This window comes from Armatimonadota bacterium (assembly GCA_013359125.1).
GTDB lineage: Bacteria > Armatimonadota > Fimbriimonadia > Fimbriimonadales > GBS-DC > JABWCR01.
This window is the reverse complement of sequence record JABWCR010000024.1, coordinates 26,437-45,845: the sequence shown is the minus strand read 5'-3', so window position 1 is coordinate 45,845 and position 19,409 is coordinate 26,437. Positions and strand designations below refer to the sequence as shown.

Sequence of the window (19,409 nt, the reverse complement as noted above, 5' to 3'; positions counted from 1 at the left end):
GCTTGGGTTCTGTCCGTATAGCCCGAATCGGTCTCATGCGCAAGGTTTAGCCCCCCTTCTGTATCTTCCCCCCAAAATCTTCGATTTTAGGGGGAAGAGGGGATTGAGCCGCGAGCGTTCCCCTCCTTAACCGCGGCGCGATTGGGGGGAAGAGCGATCTAATCCTTCCGCATCTGCGGGCGCGGAGGGATCGGAACATCGTGCGCGAACGGGAATCTTCGAAAATGTAGCACAAAATTGAGTACGAATCGAACCCTGAACGGGCGAACGGGGCCGGCGGGGAGGCCGGCGGTACTTTTCGAGACGGGGCCGGCGTGGACGCCGGCGGTACTTTTCGAGACGGGGCCAGGCGGGGACGCCGGCGGTACTTGGGGACGCCGGCGGTACTTGGGGACGCCGGCGGTACTTGGGGGGGCCGGCGGGGACGCCGGCGGTACTTGGGGGGCCGGCGGTACTTGGGCAAGCCGGCGTTACTTAAGCAGGCGGTCGAGGCGGAAGCGTTCGGGCGGTATGGAACGGTCGCCGCTCAGCGCCATCTCCGCAGCCAATTTGCCCATTAGGGGGCCGAATTTGAAGCCGTGGCCCGAGCAAGCGGACAGGTATACGATCTTTTTGGATTCGGGAGAGAAGTCGAGAACGAAGTCCTCGTCGGGCGTGTTGGTATAGACGCATGGGCTTGAAAAGACCACATCGTCGGATAGACCTGAGAGGCGACGGTCGATGTAGGCTCGGATGCGGTCGGTTTCTTCGTTGAGGTCCGGTCGATCAGCATCGGGGTCGATTTGTGGGCCGCGGATGTGGGCGGAGACGCGGATGCCCTGGGTCTTGCCGTTCCAGGGCAGGCCGTAGTAGTGGGTATCGGCGTCGATCCATACGGGGTAGTTTGGCGGAGAAAACTGAGAGATGGGGAGCGTAGGGCGAAAGTAGACCATCTGTTGGGCTGTGGGCGCGACCGGAAGGTTTGGGGCGAACTGGTTCATCCAGGCGCCTGCCGCAATGATCACGGCATCGTACTTTGTAACGGACGAACGAGTATGGACCGATCCGTCAGGATCAACGCGCAGAACTCTGTCGCCTTGAAAGCGCGCGTGCGAGCGTCTTACGATCTCTTCTGCGCACCGTCCCGGTTCTGTTATGTAGCCCATGTCTGGCTGATAGAGGGCCGCCTCGCCATCGTAGAACTTGATCAGGGGGAAGCGGTCGGCGGCATGGGAGAGTTTCTCGTAGTCGGCGCCGCACTCGATCAGGGCTGATTCGGTGGCTATTATCTCAGGATGATCGGCCGGTCCGAAGTAGATGCCGCCAGTGGTTATGATCATTTGGCGGTCGGTCGCGCTTTCTAATTCGCGCCACAGTCGATAGCCTTCCTTCATTAATCCGGCATAGAGCGGATCGGGGTAGGAGTATCGGATGATTCGCGCCGAGCCGTGCGAGCTGCCTTGCTCGGAGCCTGGATAGAACTGGTCGTAGCCGTCGGCTTGAGCGCCTTGTTTGGACAGCCAATAGAGCGCAGAGGCGCCCGCGATGCCCAGGCCGACAACGGCGACGCGCATAGGTTTAGAGCGGTTTGACTTTGATGTTTTTGAACCAGACTTCGTTGCCGTGGTTTTGGAGCGCGATCCAGCCTTTCTTGGTCATCTCTTTGTAGGCGTATTTGAACTTGTTGGCGGTTCCGTCGGGGTTTTTGCCGGGTTCGGTCCATTTGTTCAGATCGATTTGGTTGACCATGTGGCCGTTTAGGATGACCGCAATGCGCTGGCCTTTAGCAATGATGTGGTAGGTGTTCCATTCGCCGGCAGGTTTAGCGGCGTTGGCCAGCGGCGCTTGAATGTCGTAGATCGCGCCGCAGTCGTGCTTTCCCATGGTCTGTTTGTCTGCCGTGTCGAGTATTTGTACTTCGATGCCAGTATTGAGCCAGTCGGGCTTGTCCCATAGACGCAAGAAGACGCCGCTGTTGGCGCCCTTGCTCATTTTGAAGTCTACTTTGAGCTCGAAATCTTGAAATTGGTCGACTGTGTAGATCAGGCCGCTTCCTCGACCAGAGGTGTGGAGGGCGCCGTCTTTGACGCTCCAACCGGCGGTGTCGGTCCAGTTCGAGAGGTCGGAGCCGTTGAACAGGAGTTTCCAGCCTTGCTGAGACTCTCTATTGGTCAGGGCGTTGTCGGCGGTTGTGGCCAGGGTCTCCTTTGGATTCTGGGCGAAAGCGAGCGCAGCGAGGAGGGCCGAGAGTGTGAGAGCGAGGTGTTTCATTTGGTCTTCAGGATACCCGAAATTACGGCATTAGTCTTTGGTCAAGTGGTTCCAAAATTGGTCTTTTGGAGACTTGCTTCAACATCTTTTGCCGATAGGCATCGAAACGGAGGACGTAACCGATGAACTTTGCACGAAACTTGAAGAGCATTATGGTTTTGGGCGCCGCCGCTTTGGCAGTAGGCGCAATGGCGCTCGATGAGGAGTGGCACTTCAACGATCTGAACGTCGCTATTCCGGACAACAATGCTGCAGGGGTTACCAATCAGCAAGTTATCAACGGTTCTCAGATCACCAACATTACGGACCTGAACGTTTGCCTGAACATTGAGCGAATTACAGGCGGTTGGAACGGCGACCTGGTCGCTATTTTGAGAAAGGACGGCAAGGAGACTTACTTGCTGAATCGAGTCGGCAAGCGATCTGGTTCGACGGTCGGCTATAGCGACGACGGCCTGAACATTATGTTGGACGACGAGGCGCCGATCGTTGGAAACGGCACTTCGGACGTTCACATTTACCGGATTGCGCTGTTTAACAGCCATACGACGAGTTTGCCTTCCGGTACTCAGTTGACCGGCACTTGGCAGCCGGACGCGCGGAACGCCGATCCGACTGCGGTTCTGGATACGAGCGCTCGAAACGCTTGGCTGGATCAGATGGACGGGTTGGACGTGAACGGCACCTGGGAGTTGTTTGTGGCCGACCGCGCTAGCGGCGACACGCACAAGTTGAAGAGCTGGTGCCTGCAGGTTCAGGGCACGCCCGAGCCGGCATCGATGTTTGCGCTGATCAGCGGCGTGGGCAGTCTGATTGCCGTGCGACGCCGACGCCAGTAGCGGTCGGATGCAAGAACAAGGGTCGGGCAATGCTCGGCCCTTGTTGCTAAAAGGGCAGGAGGCTGCGCAGGTGAATGCCCGGCAGAAGGTCGATGCCGGCCAGCGATTTGACGATGTAGAGGGTTGTGAGACAGGCAGTGGTCAATGTGCCGAATAGAAAAAGGAGGCCGATGGCATGGGTGGCTAAGCCAGCCTTTTCCTTTACTTCGCTTCGCCTTTCGAGTATGGCATGTTCCGTTTGGTATCGCCGGTCGCGCCCGAATAGAAAAACGAAGTAGTATTGGGCGAAATAGAGCGGAATCAGCCCGCGGATGTCGATTGCGTGCTTTGGATGGGAACGGGCCGAACTGAGGGCCGACCGGAGCGCGACCATTTGTTCGGCCGTGAACGAGGATGCCGTATCCGCGCTTAGGCGGCGCAAAATTTCGACCGTATAAGGGTCGTCTTCTGGCGGCGGCTCTGCGTTGCCCAGCCAGACTTTTTCTTGCAGGATGGCATCGTTCATGGAATCGGGTTTGCGCCCTACTCCATGTTTTTCCACATGACGCGGGTTTTGCCCAAGTTGAATTCGGCAGTCGGTCGGTTGATGTATTGGCTGAGGGCTCCGTTGAGGGTGCGAGCGATGGGGTTTTCGCCTTGGGTCAGGCATACGATGAGGCGCTCTTGGGCACGGGTGAGGGCGACATAGAGCAGGCGTTTGGCTTCGGCTTCTTCGGCTCTGCGATTGCTATCGTCTATTATCCGGTGGTTCAGGCTTTCGTAGCCTGACCATGCGAGTCCGATCATGCGCTTTCGCGGTTCGGTCAAGAGCGAATCGCTTTCGGGACGGCCACGATAGGCGGTACCGGCCAAAAAGACGATGGGGAACTCGAGCCCTTTGGCGCCGTGGATCGTGAAGATTTTGACGACATCGGCGTCCTCGTCATAGGTGGGGGCGTTGCCTTCGCGCTGGTTGAGGCGAACCAGGAGGTCGAGTTTGCGGGCGAACTCGGCGATGGTCGTCGCGGGTTCTGCCAGCGCTATCGCCCAGAGTTTGCGGACGTTGGCAACTTGTTGAGGGCCGTCCGGAGCGGTTATGATTTTGGCTTCGTAGCGGCTTTTTTCGAGCGCTTGGCCCAGAAGCCAGCCAACGGGCCGTCGGTCTCTGAGGGCGGCGACGCGATCCCACCAAGTTAGGAACTCTTCTATCTTTTCCTTGTCGGTCTCCCAAAGCCATTCCGGTTTTTCTCGCAGAATGGAGAGGATGGAGGATTTTTCGCGAGTTTCGCCGATGCGGGCGATGGCGTCCAGGCTGAGTCCGACCATCGGCGAGCGCAGAAGGCTCATCCAGGCAATTTCGTCGTCGTCGCTGGCCATTGATTTGAGCAGATTGGCCAGATCGCGCACCTCGTAGCGAAGCCAGTAGCCTCGACCGCCGCCCACGACGAAGTAGGGTATCGATTCTGATGCGAGCGCGTTTTCGAGGCGGGCAACGTGAGTAAAGCGAGGCATGAGAATGGCGAAATCGCCAAAACGAACCGGACGATCGTCGATGTGGAACGTCTGGTCGTCGACCCAATGGCGGATGGCTCGGGCGATGGCGTTGGGTTCTGCATAGGGGTCTTGGTGGGAGTGCCAGACTTGGACGCGAGTTTCGGGTTGGGGGGCGCTGTCGCGCGGTCGCGCGGGCTTAGACAGTTGGTAGGCATTCGACCAGGCATGGCCGAAAATGTGATCGACGAAGTCGAGGACTTCTGGATGGCTGCGGAAATTGTCGGGGAGTTGGCAGAGCTGGGCTTCGCTCGCGCGCTCGATCTCTGCTTGGAAGACAGACGCATCGGCGCCTCGAAACCTAAAGATCGATTGTTGGCTGTCGCCAACGATCATGAGCTTATCATCGTCTACTAGCAGGCGGACGATCTCGACTTGGACGGGGTCTGTGTCTTGGAACTCATCGACCATTGCGCAGGCGAATGTGGATCGGTAGCGATGCGCGACTGTCGCGGAGTTTCTCAGTAGGTCGCGAGTTCGCGCCTGAAGATCGTGCAGGTCGATCCCGCCCGCTTCTTGTTTGAGGGTTTCGAAAACCTTGGAGTAGTCGGCTGTCAGGGATAGGAGCGCATCGATCATTTTGACCGCTTTTGCTTCTTCGGCAGGGTTGATTTGCAGAAGGAGGCTCTGAGCGTCGATGGCGGCTTGGCGCTTGGCTTCGGACGGGTCGCTCTGCATTTGACGGAGCGCGGAGATGGCTCTGGCCGTCCAATCGGGGTCGTCGATTTCGGGCAGAGCGTCGGGTTCCCAACCGGCGTCGATCAGTCGAGCGTTGACGATCTCGGCGATCCGTTCTTGCGCGCTGCCTGGGCGGATAGACGCCCAGCGCCAAAGATCGTTGGCGGATAATCCGTCCTGGAGACAATTTTCGTAAAGGGTTTCGACGAGGGATCTGAGAGAATGGAACGGGTCGGAGCGGTTTCTCCGATGGTCGCGATTGAGGTAAGAGCGGGCGAGGAGCAGGGTGCCTTCGCGATGCTCGTGCTTTTCTTGGCGGAGGATGTTTTCGAAGGCTCGTTCGATTGCGCGGTGTTTGAGGCGCTCGACGACTCCCTTTTCGAGAACTGTGAATTGCGGGTCGAGTCCGGCTTCGAATGGGTTTTCGGCCAGAATCCGGCGGCAGAGACCTTGGATGGTGTGGATGTATGAGCGTTCGGCTTCGCGCCTGGCTTGGTGAAGGCCCTGTTTTTCCAACTTGTCCATGATGCGGCTTTTGAGCTCGGCGGTCGCCTTGCGCGTGAAGGTGATGGCGAGGATCTGTTCGGGCGAAAGGCCGTGGTTGGCGACGAGATGGACGTATCGATCGGTGAGCACGCCGGTCTTGCCTGCGCCGGCAGCGGCGACGACGGTGAGCGAGCCGTCCGTCTTTTCTATGACTCGTCTCTGTTCGGCGGTATGGCGCATGGTACAAATGTATTCTACTCTAGATGGGGGCTTAGGTACAATAGCCGAGATGGCTTCGAAGGTCTCTTCGCCCAAAGATTTGCCGTTTGCAGAGGCTCGGCAGTTAGTCGATTCAGCCGATACGATTCTGATTGTAACTCACCTTCGCCCTGACGGCGATGCGCTTGGGAGCGCGCTAGGGCTTTATCATTCTTTGGTGGCGATGGGAAAACGCCCGCCGGCCGTATTGTGCCAGGATCCTGCGCCGGAGATTTATCAGTTTTTGCCTGGCGCCGAGCTCGTGCAGACGGAGCCGCTGCCCTTGGAGGATTGGGACTTGGCGATTGTTTGCGACATGAGCCAGCTGAATCGGTGCGGTCCGCACGAGAACGTTGTCCGCAAGGCGAACAAGAAGCTGTTGATCGACCATCACGTGCCGGGAGAGGAGTTTGGAGATGTGCGGTTGGTGGACGCGGACGAAGCGGCGACTGCGGTCCTAGCGTTTCGATGGTTGAAGGCGACGGGGATGCCGATGCCGCCCGAGACGCGCCAATGTTTGCTGACCGGGATTGTAACGGACACCTTCTCGTTCAAATTTTCGAACACGACTCCCGAATCTTTGCGGGTTGCGGCGGAATTGGTTGACATGGGCACCGATATTCGCCTAATCAATGAAGAGGTGTTTGAGACGCGGTCGTACGTTTCGGTGCGTTTGTTGGGCGCGACGCTATCGACTGTGGAGACGACCGAAGATGGAAAGATCGCGTGGGCCGTGGTACCGATCGATGTATTTCATGCGCTTGGGGCGAACGATGGGCATACGGAGGGGATCATCAACTACGTTCGGTCGATTAGAGGGGTGGAGGCGGCGTTTTTGATCAGGCAAGTGGCGCCGGATAAGGTGAAGGCGAGTTTGAGGAGCAATACGGCAGATATGGCGAAGGTGGCAGGCACGTTTGGCGGAGGCGGGCATGTCAATGCGGCCGGTTGCACGGTCGGCTTGGCTCCGGAGGAGGCGATTGCGGCCCTGATCGACGAGATTCGGAAATGGATGGCGTCTTAGTTTTCGATAAGCCGTCCGGCATGACGTCTCACGATGCAGTCGATGAGGTGCGGAAGCAGTATGGTCAGAAGGAAGTGGGCCATGCGGGCACCTTGGACCCGATGGCGACCGGAATCTTGCTGATTTGTCTGGGCAAGGCGACGAGGCTGACGCCATATTTGCATCTTTTGGACAAAAAGTATGAGGCGACGATTCTGTTGGGGCAGGCGACGACGACCGATGACGCCGAGGGCGACGTGGTTTTGGAATCGGACGCATCGGGCTTGACCGAGGAAGAGATCGCTTGCGCTTTGTCGAGATTTGTGGGGAAGATCGATCAGACGCCGCCGCAGTTTTCGGCGGTGCAAGTGGGCGGTAAACGGATGTACGATCTGGCACGGGAAGGGAAAGTCGAAGAGCTGTCCCCAAGAAAAGTAGAGGTTCGTTCCGTTGAAGTTATACATATCGAGCTTGGATCTAGGGTTTGTGTTCGGGTTAGGATCGTATGCGGCACAGGGGTGTATATTCGATCTATCGCTAGAGATTTGGGGGCGGCATTGGGCGTTGGTGGACATTTGACCAGTTTGCGGAGAACTCGGATCGGCAGGTTCTGCTGTGCGGACGGTTCTGTTGTCTCTGCGTTGGATGCGGTCGGGCATTTGATGCGGTGGAAACCGGATTCGGTTACCTTGAATCGGTTATTGAAGGGGCAGTATTGCACGGTCGAACAGCCGTTGTGGCGTCCGGGGTCGTTTGTGGCTGTCGAGAGCGAAGGGGGCAGGTTGGCGTTGGTCGCGCGGTGGCTGCCGCCTTTGGTGCGTCCTGTCCGGGTGATCGAAGGATGAACGTGTTTTATGGATTTGAGGGCATAGCGTCTTTGCCCGGTTCTGTGGTTGCGATCGGCGTCTTTGATGGAGTGCATTTAGGGCATCAAGCATTGATTAGGCGGGCGGTCGAGCGGGCGCGGGCATTGGAGTTGTCGGCGGTCGTGATCACTTTTGACGCGCATCCGTTGGAGGTGTTGCGCCCCGAAGAGGCGCCGAAGTATTTGTGCTCGTTGGGGGCGCGGTTGGAGCGGATCGGGCAGCTAGGGGTCGACCATGCGGTGGTAGTGAAGTTCGATCAAGCGTTTGCGAGGCTTGAGGCGGAGGAGTTTGTCGAGACTTGTCTGCGAGGCCGATTGTCGGCGCAGGTCGTTGTTTGCGGATCGGACTTTCGGTTTGGCGCAAGGCGAACTGGGGACATTGAGACGATCAAGAAGGTTGGAATTGAGGTCGATGTGGTGGAGGATTTGGGGCTATCGGAGTGCGCGCGAGTGAGTTCGTCCGCCATTCGCCGATTAGTAGCGCAGGGATCGGTCGATGAGGCGCGGCGGCAATTGGGCTGGCCAGTGGAATGGATAGGAACTGTAGTTCGGGGTGCGGGCAATGGTCGGAAGTTAGGCTGGCCGACGGCGAATCTGGTCGCGGCCGGACGTTTGCAAACGCCTGGCGATGGAGTTTATGCGGGCGAGGCCATGGTGGATGGAGTTCTTTATAAGGCCGCCATCAGTGTGGGGCATCGACCGATGTTTCCTGATCAGCCGCCGACGGTAGAGGCTTTTTTGTTGAACTTTGATGATGCAAACTTATATGGACGTGCGATGGTCGTGCGCTTTTACGAGCGATTGCGCGACCAAATGAAGTTTGGCGATTTGGACGAGTTGAGGGCTCAGATCGGTCGCGATGTCGATGCCGTTCGTGCGCTTTAGTCTTCGCCTATCCGACCGAAGTTCTCCAATACTATCGCCAGATCGGCATCGTCGACGATGCCGTTGCCGTCCAGATCGGTGAGACCGAGAGTGCCGGTAGGTGGAGCGCCAAACTCGGTTAAGACGGCGCTCAGGTCAGAGTCGTCGATCGCGTTGTCGCCGTTTACGTCGCCGTTATACGGAAAGTCGAGTCGGAGATAAGCGAATCCGCCTGTCGTCAGCGTTACGCCAGCGGTCTTGACGCTTAGCCAACGGTCGGCCTTGGCCACGACGGTAAACGATCCGGTGTGCGGCGCTCGGACGGAGAATCGGCCAAACGCGCCCACATCGCAGGATAGATTCGCAATAGTGGTCGTTCCGGCCATCAAAGTTAGATTGAGCGGCGTTCCGGCAGGATTATCGCGGAAATTGGCCAGATTAGTCTCGCCGTTGATCACGGTCGGGGGCACGGTGGGTCGGATGCGCCAGACGCGCCCGCCAGACAGCGAGGTTTTGTACCAGTAGCCGTCTGGCCCGAGGTCGAAATCGACCGGCGTGCCCAAGAAATCGCCGTACAAGTGAACCAAGCGTTCGGCGTCGTTGTCGGCTACCTTGTCGGCCAAGGCGCCGAAAAGTTCGAAGCCCGTCCGGGGCGAATTGAGCGGAAAGCGATAGATTCTGCCCGGTCCGTTGCTACCGGCGATCAAAACGCTGTTCCGCATGATGTCGTCGTATCGAGCGGAATCGGGAAATAGAATGCTGGTTACGCCGATGGGGAAAAGCCAGTTGAACTCTGGGTCGCTGTAGTAGGCTCCGGGCAGCATGACCAGATCCGAGGCGTTGAAGGCGGTGTTGTTGTTCTCCATATAGGTCGCGTTGCGGGCGTCTGGCCCCATGATCTTGAGCCAGCCGCTGTTGAAGCCGAAATTGACGGGATTGACCTCGTCGTACTTGTCGGGGCCGTTGTCGGTCATCCAAAATTGTCCCGTGCGCGGGTCGAAGGTCAAGCCGAAGGTGTTTCGGACCCCATAGGCGATCAGTTTTTTTATCCATGGGTCGGGGTGGAAGACGAACGGGTTGTCGCTGGGCGTTGTGCCGTCCGGATTGAGGCGATAGATGCCTCCGGTGCCGGCAACGGCGCTGGCGTCGGTGTTCTGCTCCAGTCGCGGGTTGTGCAATCGGCCTCGATGCATGTCTCCGATCATGCCGTAGAGTTTGCCGTCCGGCCCAAAGAGAATCGGCCCGCTTTGGTGTCGGTCGGTGATCGTTTGGAGCGGATCGCTGGGGATGGCGAGGATGATGGTCGGTTCGACCAGGTTTGTACCGTCGTATCGATATCGCTCGACTCGGTTTTCGACCCATGCCGCGCCGTCGGCGATGGCGTAGCAATAGTAGACGTAGAGGTGTCCGGTGGTCTCGAAATCGGGCGCGCGCGCCATGCCCAATAGTCCGCGCTCGCCGGTGGAATTGACCGTAAGATCGAGCACGTCGCGGACGTAGGCGCCGTTTCGAAAAAACTTCACCTTGCCCGTCGTTCGTTCGGCGATGAACATATCGATCGGGCTATCGTTGCGCAGGAACTCCATGGCGATGGGTTGGTTGAGTCCGCCGATCGCCGCGGTTTCTACTGTGATGTCGGGGTCGTAGATCGTTTGGGCGATGGCAAGGCTGGCGGAACAGAGCGCGATCAAAATGGCCTTCATAAGGTTCTCCTTTACTTGGACTACAGCACGGCGCGTACCAATCGCTAAATCAGTTTCTCTACCACATGGCCATGGACGTCGGTCAGCCGGAACTCGCGACCTTGAAACTTGTAAGTCAGCTTGCGATGATCTAGGCCCAATTGATGGAGGATGGTGGCGTGGAGGTCGTGCACATGGATCGGGTCTTCGGTTACGTTGTATCCGAGTTCGTCCGTGGCGCCGATCGTGATGCCGGGCTTGATGCCGCCTCCCGCCAGCCAAAGGCTAAAGGCCTTCGGATGATGATCGCGGCCTAGAAATTTCGATCCGTCTCTCTCTTCGTTCATCGGCGTTCGGCCAAACTCGCCGCCCCAGATGACCAAGGTTTCGTCCAGCAATCCGTGCGCCTTCAGATCCTTGACCAGGGCGACGGCGGCTTTGTCGGTTTCGCGGCAGAGTTGCGGCAAACGATTGACGATGTCGTCGCCCGTGCCGGTTCCGTGGTGATCCCATCCGCGATGGTAAAGCTGCACGCAGCGGACTCCTTTTTGGACGAGGCGGCGGGCCAGCAGGCAGTTGTTGGCGAAGGTGGCCTTGCCCGGCTCGGCTCCGTACATTTCGAGAATTGTCTGAGGCTCTTTGGAGATGTCCATCAGTTCGGGCACGCTGGATTGCATTCGGTAGGCGAGTTCGTAAGCTGAGATTCGGGTTTCGATTTCTGGGTCGAGGGTTTGGCGATGCTTTTGGCGATTGATCTCGTTGAGCGCGTCAAGAGAGGCTCGACGCATCTCTCCGCTCATGCCATTGGGGTTGGAAACGAATAGCACAGGATCGCCCTTGGATCGAAATTCGACGCCTTGATGGACTGTCGGCAGGAAGCCAGAGCTCCAGCAGGCGTGGCCGCCGTCAGGTCTGTTTTGACCAGAAATGAGCACGATGAATCCGGGCAGGTCGGCGCTCTCCCTGCCAAGGCCATAGGTAAGCCAAGAGCCCATGCTGGGTCGGCCCGGGATGCCATGGCCGGTATTGAGAAAGATTTGTGCGGGCGCATGGTTGAACTGGTCGGTCTGCATTGACCTTACTATTGCGATGTCGTCGGCGATTTCGGGCAGGAAGGGCAGGAGTTCGCTGATCTCTTGTCCCGATTTGCCGTGCTTTGCGAATTTGTAAGGGGAACCGAGGAGTTTTGGCACGCCTTTGATAAAGGCAAAGCGTTCGTTCTTAAGAATCTCCTCCGGACAGGGCTGCATGTTGTGCTGTTGGAGCTTGGGCTTGTGGTCGAAAAGGTCGAGTTGCGACGGCGCTCCGGCCATGAAGAGGAAGATGACGCTCTTGGCCTTTGGGGCGAAATGCGGCTTTTTTGCAGATGTGGGATCGGCGGCGAACAGTTTGTCGTTTAGGATCGCGCTAAGGCCGATCGTGCCGAGACCGTATCCGCAGGCTCTGAAAAAGTGGCGTCTGGTGAGTTCTCTTAGGGCGTCGTTGTCGCTCATGGCTTCATTCCTTGGTGAGGGTCTCGTCGAGGTTGAGGATGACGTTAGCGACCATGGTCATGGCGGCCAATTCTGCGCTGGCGCCCTCGCCGCACAAGTTACGGGCTAAATCGACGTTTTTGTTAAAGTTTGAAAGGCTTTTGTTGTACAATTCTTTGAGCGGTTTGAGCTCGGACGCCTTGGGTTTTCGGGCTGTGCAAAGGCGGAAGGCGCGCGTTATCGGGTCTGTCGGGCTGTCGGCGATCGCGCGTTTGGCGAGGGCGATGGCGGCTTCGAAGTAGGCCGGGTCGTTGAGGGTAACGAGGGCTTGGAGCGGCGTATTGGTGCGGGCGCGTCGGACGGTGCAATATTCGCGGCTGGTGGCGTCGAAAGCGACCATTGCGGGATAGGGCGATGTGCGCCGCCAGAATGTATAAAGACCCCGGCGATATCGATCTTCGCCTTCGCTTTGCTTCCACTGGTCGCCGTTGTAGGGGATGTCCCAGATGCCGTCGGGCTGGTAGGGAAAGACGCTCGGTCCGCCGATTTTGCGCGACAGCAGGCCGGACGCGGCGAGCGCGTTGTCTCGCAAGAGTTCGGCATCGAGTCGGAAACGGGCGCCTCGGGCGATCAATCTGTTGTTCGGGTCGCGGGCGATGAGCTCTTTGGACGCTTTGGAGGATTGTCGATAGGTTGCAGACATGACAATCGTCTTCAGCATTTTCTTTATGCTCCACTTTTGCGCAATGGCTTCGGTCGCGAGCCAATCGAGGAGTTCGGGATGGGAGGGCGGTTCTCCCTGCAAACCGAAGTTCTCGCTGGTTTCGACAATGCCCGTGCCGAAGCACATCTCCCACAATCTATTGACGAGGACGCGGGCGGTCAGCGGATTCTTGGGATCGGTGAGCCACTGTGCCAGGCCGAGGCGGTTGGTTGGAACGCTGGTCGGCCAAGGGTTGAGGGCTGCGGGGGTTCCGGCAGGGAGCAGATCGCCCTTTAGAAGAAAAGAGCCTTTATGTCTGAAGTAAGTTTGCGGTTGGGCGCCGTTTTCTTTAAGGATCAGGGTGGTGGGGCCTTGGAGCGCAGAGATCTGCTTGCGAATCTTGTCGGCCAGCTCTTTGGACATGGGTTCGCCTTTTTTGGCCTGCTCGTCCAGGGGTTCCAGTTCCTTCTGAAGGGCTTCGCGCTGCTTTTTCTTTTCGGCGTCGGTCAAATCTAGCGCGATCTCTTCGCTGGGTTCGAAAAAAGCGACCAGTTGGTAGTACTCGCGCTGGCTAAAGGGGTCGTACTTGTGGTTGTGGCACTGCGCGCATTCGATGGTCGCGCCCATCCAGACGGTGCCTGTGGTGTTGACGCGATCGAGCAGTCGGAGCCAGCGGGCTTCGTCGGCATCGACGCCGCCTTCTTCGTTGAACATGGTGTTGCGCGAGAAGCCGGTTGCGATTCGATCTTCGTCCGTGGCTTCGGGCATCAGGTCTCCTGCCAATTGGGCCATGGTGAAGCGGTCGTAGGGCATGTCCTGGTTGAAGGCTTGAATTACCCAGTCGCGGTAAGGCCAAATTTCGCGGCGCAGATCCTTTTCGTACCCATTGGTATCGGCGTACCGGGCCAGATCGAGCCACTTTTGCGCCATTCGCTCGCCATAGTGAGGCGATGCGAGCAGTCGGTCTGCCAGTTTTTCGTAGGCGTTTGGGGAGTTGTCGGCGAGAAACCGGTCGACTTCTTCTGGCGAGGGAGGCAGTCCCGTCAGGTCTAGGGAGAGGCGTCGGATGAGCGTCGTTTTGTCGGCTTCGGGAGAAGGTTTGAGTTTCTCTTTGTCCAGGCGGGCGAGCACGAAGTAGTCGATTTCGTTCTTTGGCCACTTTGGGTTGCCGACTTTGGGCAGTTCTGGACGGACGGGCGGGATGTAGGCCCAATGTTTTTTGTCGTCCAGTTCTTGAGGCCAATGAGCGCCTTCTTCGATCCAGCGTTTAATTTTGGCGATCTGGTCGTCGCGCAAGGGTGGTCGGCCAAAGGGCATGCGCTCTTCGCCGTTCTTACCCAGGATGCGATCCATCAAGACGCTGTGTTCGGGACGGCCCGGCGCGACCGGGGCTTTCGACTGTCCGCCTTTGTAGAAGTCCTTGGAGTTGTCCAAGCGGAGTTGTCCGCCTTGTTTTTCGGAGCCATGGCACTCTAGACAGAAACCTTGGAATATGGGTAGGATTTCGTTTTCAAAGTTTAACTTTTCCGGTTCGTTCCACTCTGCGCCTTGATCGATCCAGCGTTCGATCAGGTTCATCTCGCGGGGCGTCAGATTGTCGTAGCCGATCGGCGGCATGCGTTTTTGGCCAGAGCCTCGGATGCGTTTGACGATGTTGCTATTGGCGGCGTTCCTTTTGACGATGGCCGGCCCGGTGATGCCGCCTCTCAGCGCGCCGGCCTCGTTGTCGAGCCTAAGGCCGCCCCATTGTTGGGTTGCGCCATGGCATTCGAAGCAGGCGCGTCGGAGGACGGGCAGCACATCGGCAGCGAAGTTGACGCGGCGCGGCGCCGGTTGAGAGCCGACCACCGCAATGGCGATCCCGACCGGTGCAAGACTAAGCAAGAACCAAAGATGCGGCCGCATGGCGTACCTGTTCAGTATAGCCCGGATTCGACGGAGATAGATGGAATCCTATGCGGCTTTTTCGGCGGCATCGGCGCCCATCATCTCTAAGAAGCGAGCGCCTAAGAAAGGATCGAACTGCTCTCCGAGTTCGTTCTCAATGATGCCGAGGGCCTTTTCGATACCCATCCCTTTGCGATAAGGACGGTCTGAAGTCATGGCGTCGAAGCTATCGGAGAGGGCGAGGATTCGGGCCATGAGAGGAATGTCTTCGCCAGTCAATCCGTCGGGATAGCCTTTGCCGTTCCAAGTTTCGTGGTGGTGTCGTACACCGGGAAGCGTAGTGGCGAGTTGGGGCACCTTGCCGACGATGATTTCGCCGAGGACGGGGTGGGTTTCCATCAGGGCGCGTTCGTCGGGATCCATGGGGCCGTCCTTTTTAAGGATGGAGTCGGGTATACCGATCTTGCCCACGTCGTGCAGCGTGCCGGTAATTCGGATCAATTCGACCTCGCTTTGTGGGAGGCCGACGAACTGTGCAAGCCGGGCGCTGAGTTCGGCCACTCGGCGCGAATGTCCCTCTGTATAGGGGTCTTTGGCATCGACTGCGGCGGCTAGGGCTTGGATGGTGGCCAGGCTGCCATCTCGCAGAAACTCTTGAAGATGGTATGGATCGGCGTTCGGGCCGAATCCGTCAATGGCTTCGAAGCGGGCGACTTTTTTGCCTCCCATGCTTTTTGACATTTGGGAGGCCATTTCTGCCGCCAGGGTTAATTGCGTCGGGCCTGCCGGCGTCTCATCGATGGAGGCGCAGCCAACGTGAAAGCGCGCAGAACCGCCGAATGCCAGGTTGAGTTTGTCCAGCAAGGATTGGGCGACCTGTTCCGATCGCTCCAGGTCGTAGGTCGGAAGGAGCAATGCGAACTCGTCTCCGCCGTGGCGTCCGATAATGGCCACTTCTGGCAGGAGCATTTGAAGCGTGCAGGCGGTCTTTTTGAGGAGTTCGTCGCCGTGGGTCATTCCCTTCTCTTCGTTCAGTTTGCGCAGCGCGTCGATGTCGAAAAGCACGAGCGAGAGGGGCGATTGGGTTGCCTGGCTTCGCGTGATTTCCTGTCGCAGTCGCTCTTGGAAGGAACGATGATTGAGCACATCGGTCAGCGGATCGATGTCGAGCATGGCGATAAGCTTGTCTTGCCCCTGTTTTAGCGCGACAGCCATGTCGTTAAAGGAGCGCTTAAGGATAGCGATCTCATCGTTGGCCGTGGTGCGAAGGGCATCGGGCCATTGGCCTTTGCTCAGTGTTTCCGCGGCGCTCACGACTTCTCGGAGCGGGCTCGTAACGCTTTTGGCGAGAAGGGCGCCGGCGGCTATCGAGGCGATCAGCGCGACGACAAAAAGGGCGATAAGAGCGATGCGAATGCGTGCGAAGGGCGCCATCGCCTCGTGTTTCTTTCGTAAAGTTACGAGCCCGACGTTCGAGTTGTTGCCAATGCTTTCGGCGGATGAATAGAGGCCGAGGTAAACCTGGCCGCCGATTGTGATTTCGGTCGGCCGATCTGGCTGGGTCGGGGCCGATTCGATGCCCGAGATGGACGAGGCGAGCGTCTTGCCGTTGCTAACGATGGAGACCTCGGCGCCGATGGCGGCGCTTAGGTTTTGTAAGAGGCGATCGTCGATTTCGTCCAATACGACGAGCGAGCCCCAGTGATAGCCATGAATGAGAATGGGCGCGACGACCACGACGGCCGAGGCTCCGGCGACCGTTTCGATGGTGGCGGTCGTTTCGGTATTGGATTTGGGTTTGATATTGACGGATGCGACCGAGCCCGTGCGGCCTATCTCCTTACCGTCGCGGTCAAAGGCAACCATGCTTTCGGCCTGCATCTTGACTTGGTACTCCTGTAGCACGTCGGACATGGTTGCGCGGTCTTGCGTTTGGATCAGCGCCTTAAAGGCCGGCCAACTGCCCAGAAGTTGGCTTTGTGCGGAGAGACGCTCCATTCGCTCCTGTAGGATCGAGGAGAACATTGTTCGTGCTGCTTTCGCGTCGTGGCGAAGCATTCGCGAACTCTCGACGTTGGCGACGAACCAGAGGCAAACGACCAATGTCAGGGTAAAGAGCAGGGCGCCGCCCGCCGAGAGCGCCCAGATTCTGGTTCGGATCGGGAGATTGCGCATTTATTTTTTAAGTCTTATTGGGTAGGTCAGGTCGCCGTCCTTGTGGAGCGTTACCTTACGCTCGGAGGTGTGCCCTGCTTCGTGCCAGGCGATGAGATTGTATTGGCCGGCAGGCACGCCCTTGATTTCGTAACGGCCTTTGGAATCGGTAACGGCAAAGTAGGGCGTATCGACGATGTAGATGTATGCGCTCATGCCGGAATGGACGTTGCAGAGCAATGCGACCACGCCGGGCTTGTCGAAGGTTTGAGACTTTGTTTTGCCTTTGGCATACATGCCGAGGTCGAACTTCTTAGCGTTATAGTAGGCAAAGACGTTGTGAAAGACCGTGTCGTTGTTCGGAAACTCGACCGTTGTGCCGGTGGTAACGACCAGGACGCGGGGCGCGAAGCGCTTGTCCCGCTGGTCGATCACGGCATTGCGCATTGGTTTTGCCTTGGTTGCGCCTTGCAAGAAGACGACAGCTTCTTTGGCCGGAGATCCGTCTGGGAGGTTGACCTGTCCCGTTACAGTCAGGCTTGAATCTTGCGCTACGCCCAATATCGCCCATGCGCCGATCACGGCGAAGCCAATTCTTTTCATTGTTCTGTGCCTCCTGCCTTGCATATTCCACATTGGCTGCCCGATTCACCGCATTCGTGCCAGCGAGAAGTTTTGGTGGAACTTCCCGACAATAGATGCAAAGAGGGACTAAGGAAGATGAGATATCTTTTGACGTTTGTGCTTTTGGTCGGTATGGCCGTTGCTCAGCCGCAGGTTCACTTGGACTTGGTGAACGATTTTCGCACTCGATTCAGTTCGGCGCCGATGAACAGCGAGATTTACTCATCGTCTGCCAGCCTCAAAGTGCGGGTTGACGACCAGTGGAGCGGGAAGCTTCATGGCGTTCGAGCCTGGAGCGAGGTTCGGGTGATCGAGGCCTATATTGAAGGAGAGAAGGACGGCTTTGCGGCACGGGCGGGAAGGGTGCGGTTGCCTTTTGGCATATACGACCACGAGGAGACCTATAATAGCGGGCTGATCTACTATCCGATGGCGCGGAACGACTACGCATTCATCAATTTGGATTGGACTGCGCCTGGGGTTTATGCGCGATGGAACGGCGGCGAGCTTCAGATTGAGGCTGCAGCGCAGGAAGGGTTTGCGACAAGCGTCTGGAACACCGACCACAAGATGGAGACGCAGGTCGCGAGGGTACAGATCAACCCTGGAGATTGGATCGTGGGCGTCAGCCACTGGCAAGGCAAGTTTGCGCAATGGCCTAACGGAAATCAGAACGTTCGGGCGAAGGTGAGCGGCCTCGATATTCGATATTCGAACTCGAAACTGCTCGTGCGCGGCGAGGTTGTCTCGGGCAAGTTTCTCAATCCTTATAGGGGCGCGTATGTCGACCTGTATTATCGTGTGCCTGGCATCGAGAAACTAACGCTGGTCGGTCGATTGGATTATCTTGATATTGGCGGCGGCATGGAGCCGGGCAAGATGGCCACGATAGGGGCTCGGTATGTTTTTTCGCCGAATCTGATGGCGGCGGTGAACTTTCGGTCGCACAATGGTTTTCCCAATCGATGGATGAGCTGGATACCCTCGACAGGCGGCAAGCAGGACGTGCTGTTTCAGTTGGCTTACACGATCTCGCGATAGGTTGTTCAGGTATAATCGGGGTGCAGTCGGCCCCATGGTCTAGCGGCCTAGGACGCCTGGTTTTCAGCCAGGAGAACGCGGGTTCGAATCCCGCTGGGGCTACCATTCTCTTTATGATCCCTATCGGCTTCATTGGTCTTGGCATTATGGGGCGCCCGATGGCGGGCCACTTGGTCAAGGCTGGTTTTCCCGTTCGCGTTTTCAATCGCAGCATTGGCCCGGTCGAGCGATTGGTCTCGCAAGGCGCGATGGCGGCAGATTCTGTGGAAGATTGCGCGCGCCAGGCGGAGATTCTATTCACCTGTTTGCCCGAAGATGAAACAGTTTTGGCCGTTTGGCGGACAGCGCTGCCCCACTTGAGTCTGGAATCAATCGGGATCGATTGCAGCACCGTATCTCCCGATACGGCGCGAGCAATTGCCACGGAGGCAGGGAAGATCGCGTTTTTGGACGCGCCGATCACCGGCGGGCAGTGGGGCGCGGAGGCCGGGACGCTGACATTCATGGTGGGCGGCGATCGGTTGGCGTTCGAGCGCGCGAGGCCTGCGTTCGAGGCGATGGGTCGCAAGATCATCCACACGGGCGAATCGGGATCGGGCCAGATGACGAAGTTGACCAATCAGATTGCGGTGGCGACGGGCATCTTGGCCGTGTGCGAGGCATTGACTTTTGCTTCTGCGGCCGGGCTGGACTTGGATACGACGATCGAGGCGCTCTCTTCGGGCGCGGCTGGGTCGTGGGCGATGGAGAACTTGGGGACGCGGATTGCAAAGCGGGACTTTAACCCGGGCTTTATGGTCAAACTGCTTCAGAAGGACTTGAGGCTGGTGATGAGGCAGGCGGATCGGTTGGGCGTTGCGTTGCCGGGCGTTGCAGGTGTGCGCGAACTGTTCAAGATGCTTGAGACTGAAGAAGGGGAGCGGCTTGGGATTCAGGCGCTGGCGCTCGTGATCGAGAAACTGAGCCGGCAACGTTAATCGCTGGAGCGGGCGGCGGGGATCGAACCCGCACCACCAGCTTGGAAGGCTGGAGCTCTACCATTGAGCTACGCCCGCATCGCCAGCCATTATACC

At 58.0% G+C, this 19,409-nt stretch carries 15 protein-coding genes and 2 tRNA genes; 7 read left to right on the top strand and 10 right to left on the bottom strand.

Going from position 1 to position 19,409, the window contains the following annotated elements:
- Positions 1 to 470 precede the first annotated feature (470 nt).
- Both HUU60_10895 and HUU60_10890 read right to left on the bottom strand, forming a co-directional pair.
- Positions 471 to 1,553 (bottom strand): FAD-dependent oxidoreductase, encoded by a 1,083-nt coding sequence (locus HUU60_10895; protein NUL83213.1) that lies wholly within the window; start codon positions 1,551 to 1,553, stop codon positions 471 to 473.
- A gap of 4 nt (positions 1,554 to 1,557) precedes the next feature.
- Positions 1,558 to 2,250: a DUF1080 domain-containing protein gene (locus tag HUU60_10890; GenBank protein NUL83212.1), complete on the bottom strand. Its 693-nt coding sequence runs from the start codon at positions 2,248 to 2,250 to the stop codon at positions 1,558 to 1,560.
- A 122-nt stretch (positions 2,251 to 2,372) separates the two neighbouring features.
- Here HUU60_10890 and HUU60_10885 point away from each other — a divergent pair, with 122 nt between their 5' ends.
- Positions 2,373 to 3,089, top strand: a complete 717-nt coding sequence (locus HUU60_10885) for a PEP-CTERM sorting domain-containing protein (GenBank protein NUL83211.1) — start codon at positions 2,373 to 2,375, stop codon at positions 3,087 to 3,089.
- A gap of 46 nt (positions 3,090 to 3,135) precedes the next feature.
- Here HUU60_10885 and HUU60_10880 read toward each other — a convergent pair whose 3' ends face one another.
- Both HUU60_10880 and HUU60_10875 read right to left on the bottom strand, forming a co-directional pair.
- Entirely contained in the window at positions 3,136 to 3,594 is a 459-nt protein-coding gene (locus HUU60_10880; GenBank protein NUL83210.1) for a 3-phosphoshikimate 1-carboxyvinyltransferase, read from the bottom strand.
- 17 nt (positions 3,595 to 3,611) lie between these two features.
- The gene (locus HUU60_10875; GenBank protein NUL83209.1) at positions 3,612 to 6,023 is read right to left on the bottom strand and encodes a UvrD-helicase domain-containing protein; all 2,412 of its coding nucleotides are present in this window, start codon (positions 6,021 to 6,023) and stop codon (positions 3,612 to 3,614) included.
- A gap of 49 nt (positions 6,024 to 6,072) precedes the next feature.
- Here HUU60_10875 and HUU60_10870 point away from each other — a divergent pair, with 49 nt between their 5' ends.
- From HUU60_10870 to HUU60_10860, 3 genes are read left to right on the top strand one after another with little or no spacing between them, the layout of a single operon-like run.
- Positions 6,073 to 7,065, top strand: a complete 993-nt coding sequence (locus HUU60_10870; GenBank protein NUL83208.1) for a bifunctional oligoribonuclease/PAP phosphatase NrnA — start codon at positions 6,073 to 6,075, stop codon at positions 7,063 to 7,065.
- Entirely contained in the window at positions 7,050 to 7,889 is an 840-nt protein-coding gene (gene truB, locus HUU60_10865) for a tRNA pseudouridine(55) synthase TruB (protein ID NUL83207.1), read from the top strand. The genes HUU60_10870 and truB overlap by 16 nt, the downstream gene beginning before the upstream one ends.
- Positions 7,886 to 8,794 (top strand): bifunctional riboflavin kinase/FAD synthetase, encoded by a 909-nt coding sequence (locus HUU60_10860; protein NUL83206.1) that lies wholly within the window; start codon positions 7,886 to 7,888, stop codon positions 8,792 to 8,794. The genes truB and HUU60_10860 overlap by 4 nt, the downstream gene beginning before the upstream one ends.
- Here the strand turns inward: HUU60_10860 and HUU60_10855 are convergent.
- Genes HUU60_10855 through HUU60_10835 form a run of 5 tightly spaced genes read right to left on the bottom strand, consistent with a single transcriptional unit; the run spans position 8,791 to position 17,274 of the window.
- Positions 8,791 to 10,476, bottom strand: coding sequence for a PQQ-dependent sugar dehydrogenase (locus HUU60_10855; protein NUL83205.1), 1,686 nt, complete (start codon positions 10,474 to 10,476; stop codon positions 8,791 to 8,793). The two genes, HUU60_10860 and HUU60_10855, sit on opposite strands and share 4 nt — an antisense overlap.
- Before the next feature lie 44 nt (positions 10,477 to 10,520).
- Entirely contained in the window at positions 10,521 to 11,948 is a 1,428-nt protein-coding gene (locus HUU60_10850; protein ID NUL83204.1) for a DUF1501 domain-containing protein, read from the bottom strand.
- Positions 11,949 to 11,952: 4 nt separating this feature from the next.
- Entirely contained in the window at positions 11,953 to 14,535 is a 2,583-nt protein-coding gene (locus HUU60_10845; GenBank protein ID NUL83203.1) for a DUF1553 domain-containing protein, read from the bottom strand.
- Between the two features lie 48 nt (positions 14,536 to 14,583).
- Entirely contained in the window at positions 14,584 to 16,692 is a 2,109-nt protein-coding gene (locus HUU60_10840; protein NUL83202.1) for a diguanylate cyclase, read from the bottom strand.
- Positions 16,693 to 17,274, bottom strand: a complete 582-nt coding sequence (locus tag HUU60_10835; protein NUL83201.1) for a carboxypeptidase regulatory-like domain-containing protein — start codon at positions 17,272 to 17,274, stop codon at positions 16,693 to 16,695.
- 117 nt (positions 17,275 to 17,391) lie between these two features.
- Here HUU60_10835 and HUU60_10830 point away from each other — a divergent pair, with 117 nt between their 5' ends.
- The 3 genes from HUU60_10830 to HUU60_10820 all read left to right on the top strand — a co-directional run bounded on the left by HUU60_10830 (position 17,392) and on the right by HUU60_10820 (position 19,313).
- Positions 17,392 to 18,336, top strand: a complete 945-nt coding sequence (locus HUU60_10830) for a hypothetical protein (protein NUL83200.1) — start codon at positions 17,392 to 17,394, stop codon at positions 18,334 to 18,336.
- A 28-nt stretch (positions 18,337 to 18,364) separates the two neighbouring features.
- A tRNA-Glu gene (locus HUU60_10825) sits at positions 18,365 to 18,441 on the top strand.
- A gap of 8 nt (positions 18,442 to 18,449) precedes the next feature.
- The gene (locus HUU60_10820; protein ID NUL83199.1) at positions 18,450 to 19,313 is read left to right on the top strand and encodes an NAD(P)-dependent oxidoreductase; all 864 of its coding nucleotides are present in this window, start codon (positions 18,450 to 18,452) and stop codon (positions 19,311 to 19,313) included.
- 4 nt (positions 19,314 to 19,317) lie between these two features.
- Here HUU60_10820 and HUU60_10815 read toward each other — a convergent pair.
- Positions 19,318 to 19,391: transfer RNA gene (locus HUU60_10815), tRNA-Gly, on the bottom strand.
- Positions 19,392 to 19,409: the final 18 nt, after the last annotated feature.

What these genes read in the sequence shown, in the direction of transcription:
- HUU60_10830 (NUL83200.1), top strand. Translation starts at nt 17,392, where the DNA reads ATGAGATATCTTTTGACGTTTGTGCTTTTGGTCGGTATGGCCGTTGCT.
- HUU60_10875 (NUL83209.1), bottom strand. Translation starts at nt 6,023, where the DNA reads ATGCGCCATACCGCCGAACAGAGACGAGTCATAGAAAAGACGGACGGC.
- HUU60_10895 (NUL83213.1), bottom strand. Translation starts at nt 1,553, where the DNA reads ATGCGCGTCGCCGTTGTCGGCCTGGGCATCGCGGGCGCCTCTGCGCTC.
- HUU60_10870 (NUL83208.1), top strand. Translation starts at nt 6,073, where the DNA reads ATGGCTTCGAAGGTCTCTTCGCCCAAAGATTTGCCGTTTGCAGAGGCT.
- HUU60_10840 (NUL83202.1), bottom strand. Translation starts at nt 16,692, where the DNA reads ATGCGCAATCTCCCGATCCGAACCAGAATCTGGGCGCTCTCGGCGGGC.
- HUU60_10885 (NUL83211.1), top strand. Translation starts at nt 2,373, where the DNA reads ATGAACTTTGCACGAAACTTGAAGAGCATTATGGTTTTGGGCGCCGCC.
- HUU60_10845 (NUL83203.1), bottom strand. Translation starts at nt 14,535, where the DNA reads ATGCGGCCGCATCTTTGGTTCTTGCTTAGTCTTGCACCGGTCGGGATC.
- HUU60_10860 (NUL83206.1), top strand. Translation starts at nt 7,886, where the DNA reads ATGAACGTGTTTTATGGATTTGAGGGCATAGCGTCTTTGCCCGGTTCT.
- HUU60_10890 (NUL83212.1), bottom strand. Translation starts at nt 2,250, where the DNA reads ATGAAACACCTCGCTCTCACACTCTCGGCCCTCCTCGCTGCGCTCGCT.
- HUU60_10820 (NUL83199.1), top strand. Translation starts at nt 18,450, where the DNA reads ATGATCCCTATCGGCTTCATTGGTCTTGGCATTATGGGGCGCCCGATG.
- truB (NUL83207.1), top strand. Translation starts at nt 7,050, where the DNA reads ATGGATGGCGTCTTAGTTTTCGATAAGCCGTCCGGCATGACGTCTCAC.
- HUU60_10835 (NUL83201.1), bottom strand. Translation starts at nt 17,274, where the DNA reads ATGAAAAGAATTGGCTTCGCCGTGATCGGCGCATGGGCGATATTGGGC.
- HUU60_10850 (NUL83204.1), bottom strand. Translation starts at nt 11,948, where the DNA reads ATGAGCGACAACGACGCCCTAAGAGAACTCACCAGACGCCACTTTTTC.
- HUU60_10880 (NUL83210.1), bottom strand. Translation starts at nt 3,594, where the DNA reads ATGAACGATGCCATCCTGCAAGAAAAAGTCTGGCTGGGCAACGCAGAG.
- HUU60_10855 (NUL83205.1), bottom strand. Translation starts at nt 10,476, where the DNA reads ATGAAGGCCATTTTGATCGCGCTCTGTTCCGCCAGCCTTGCCATCGCC.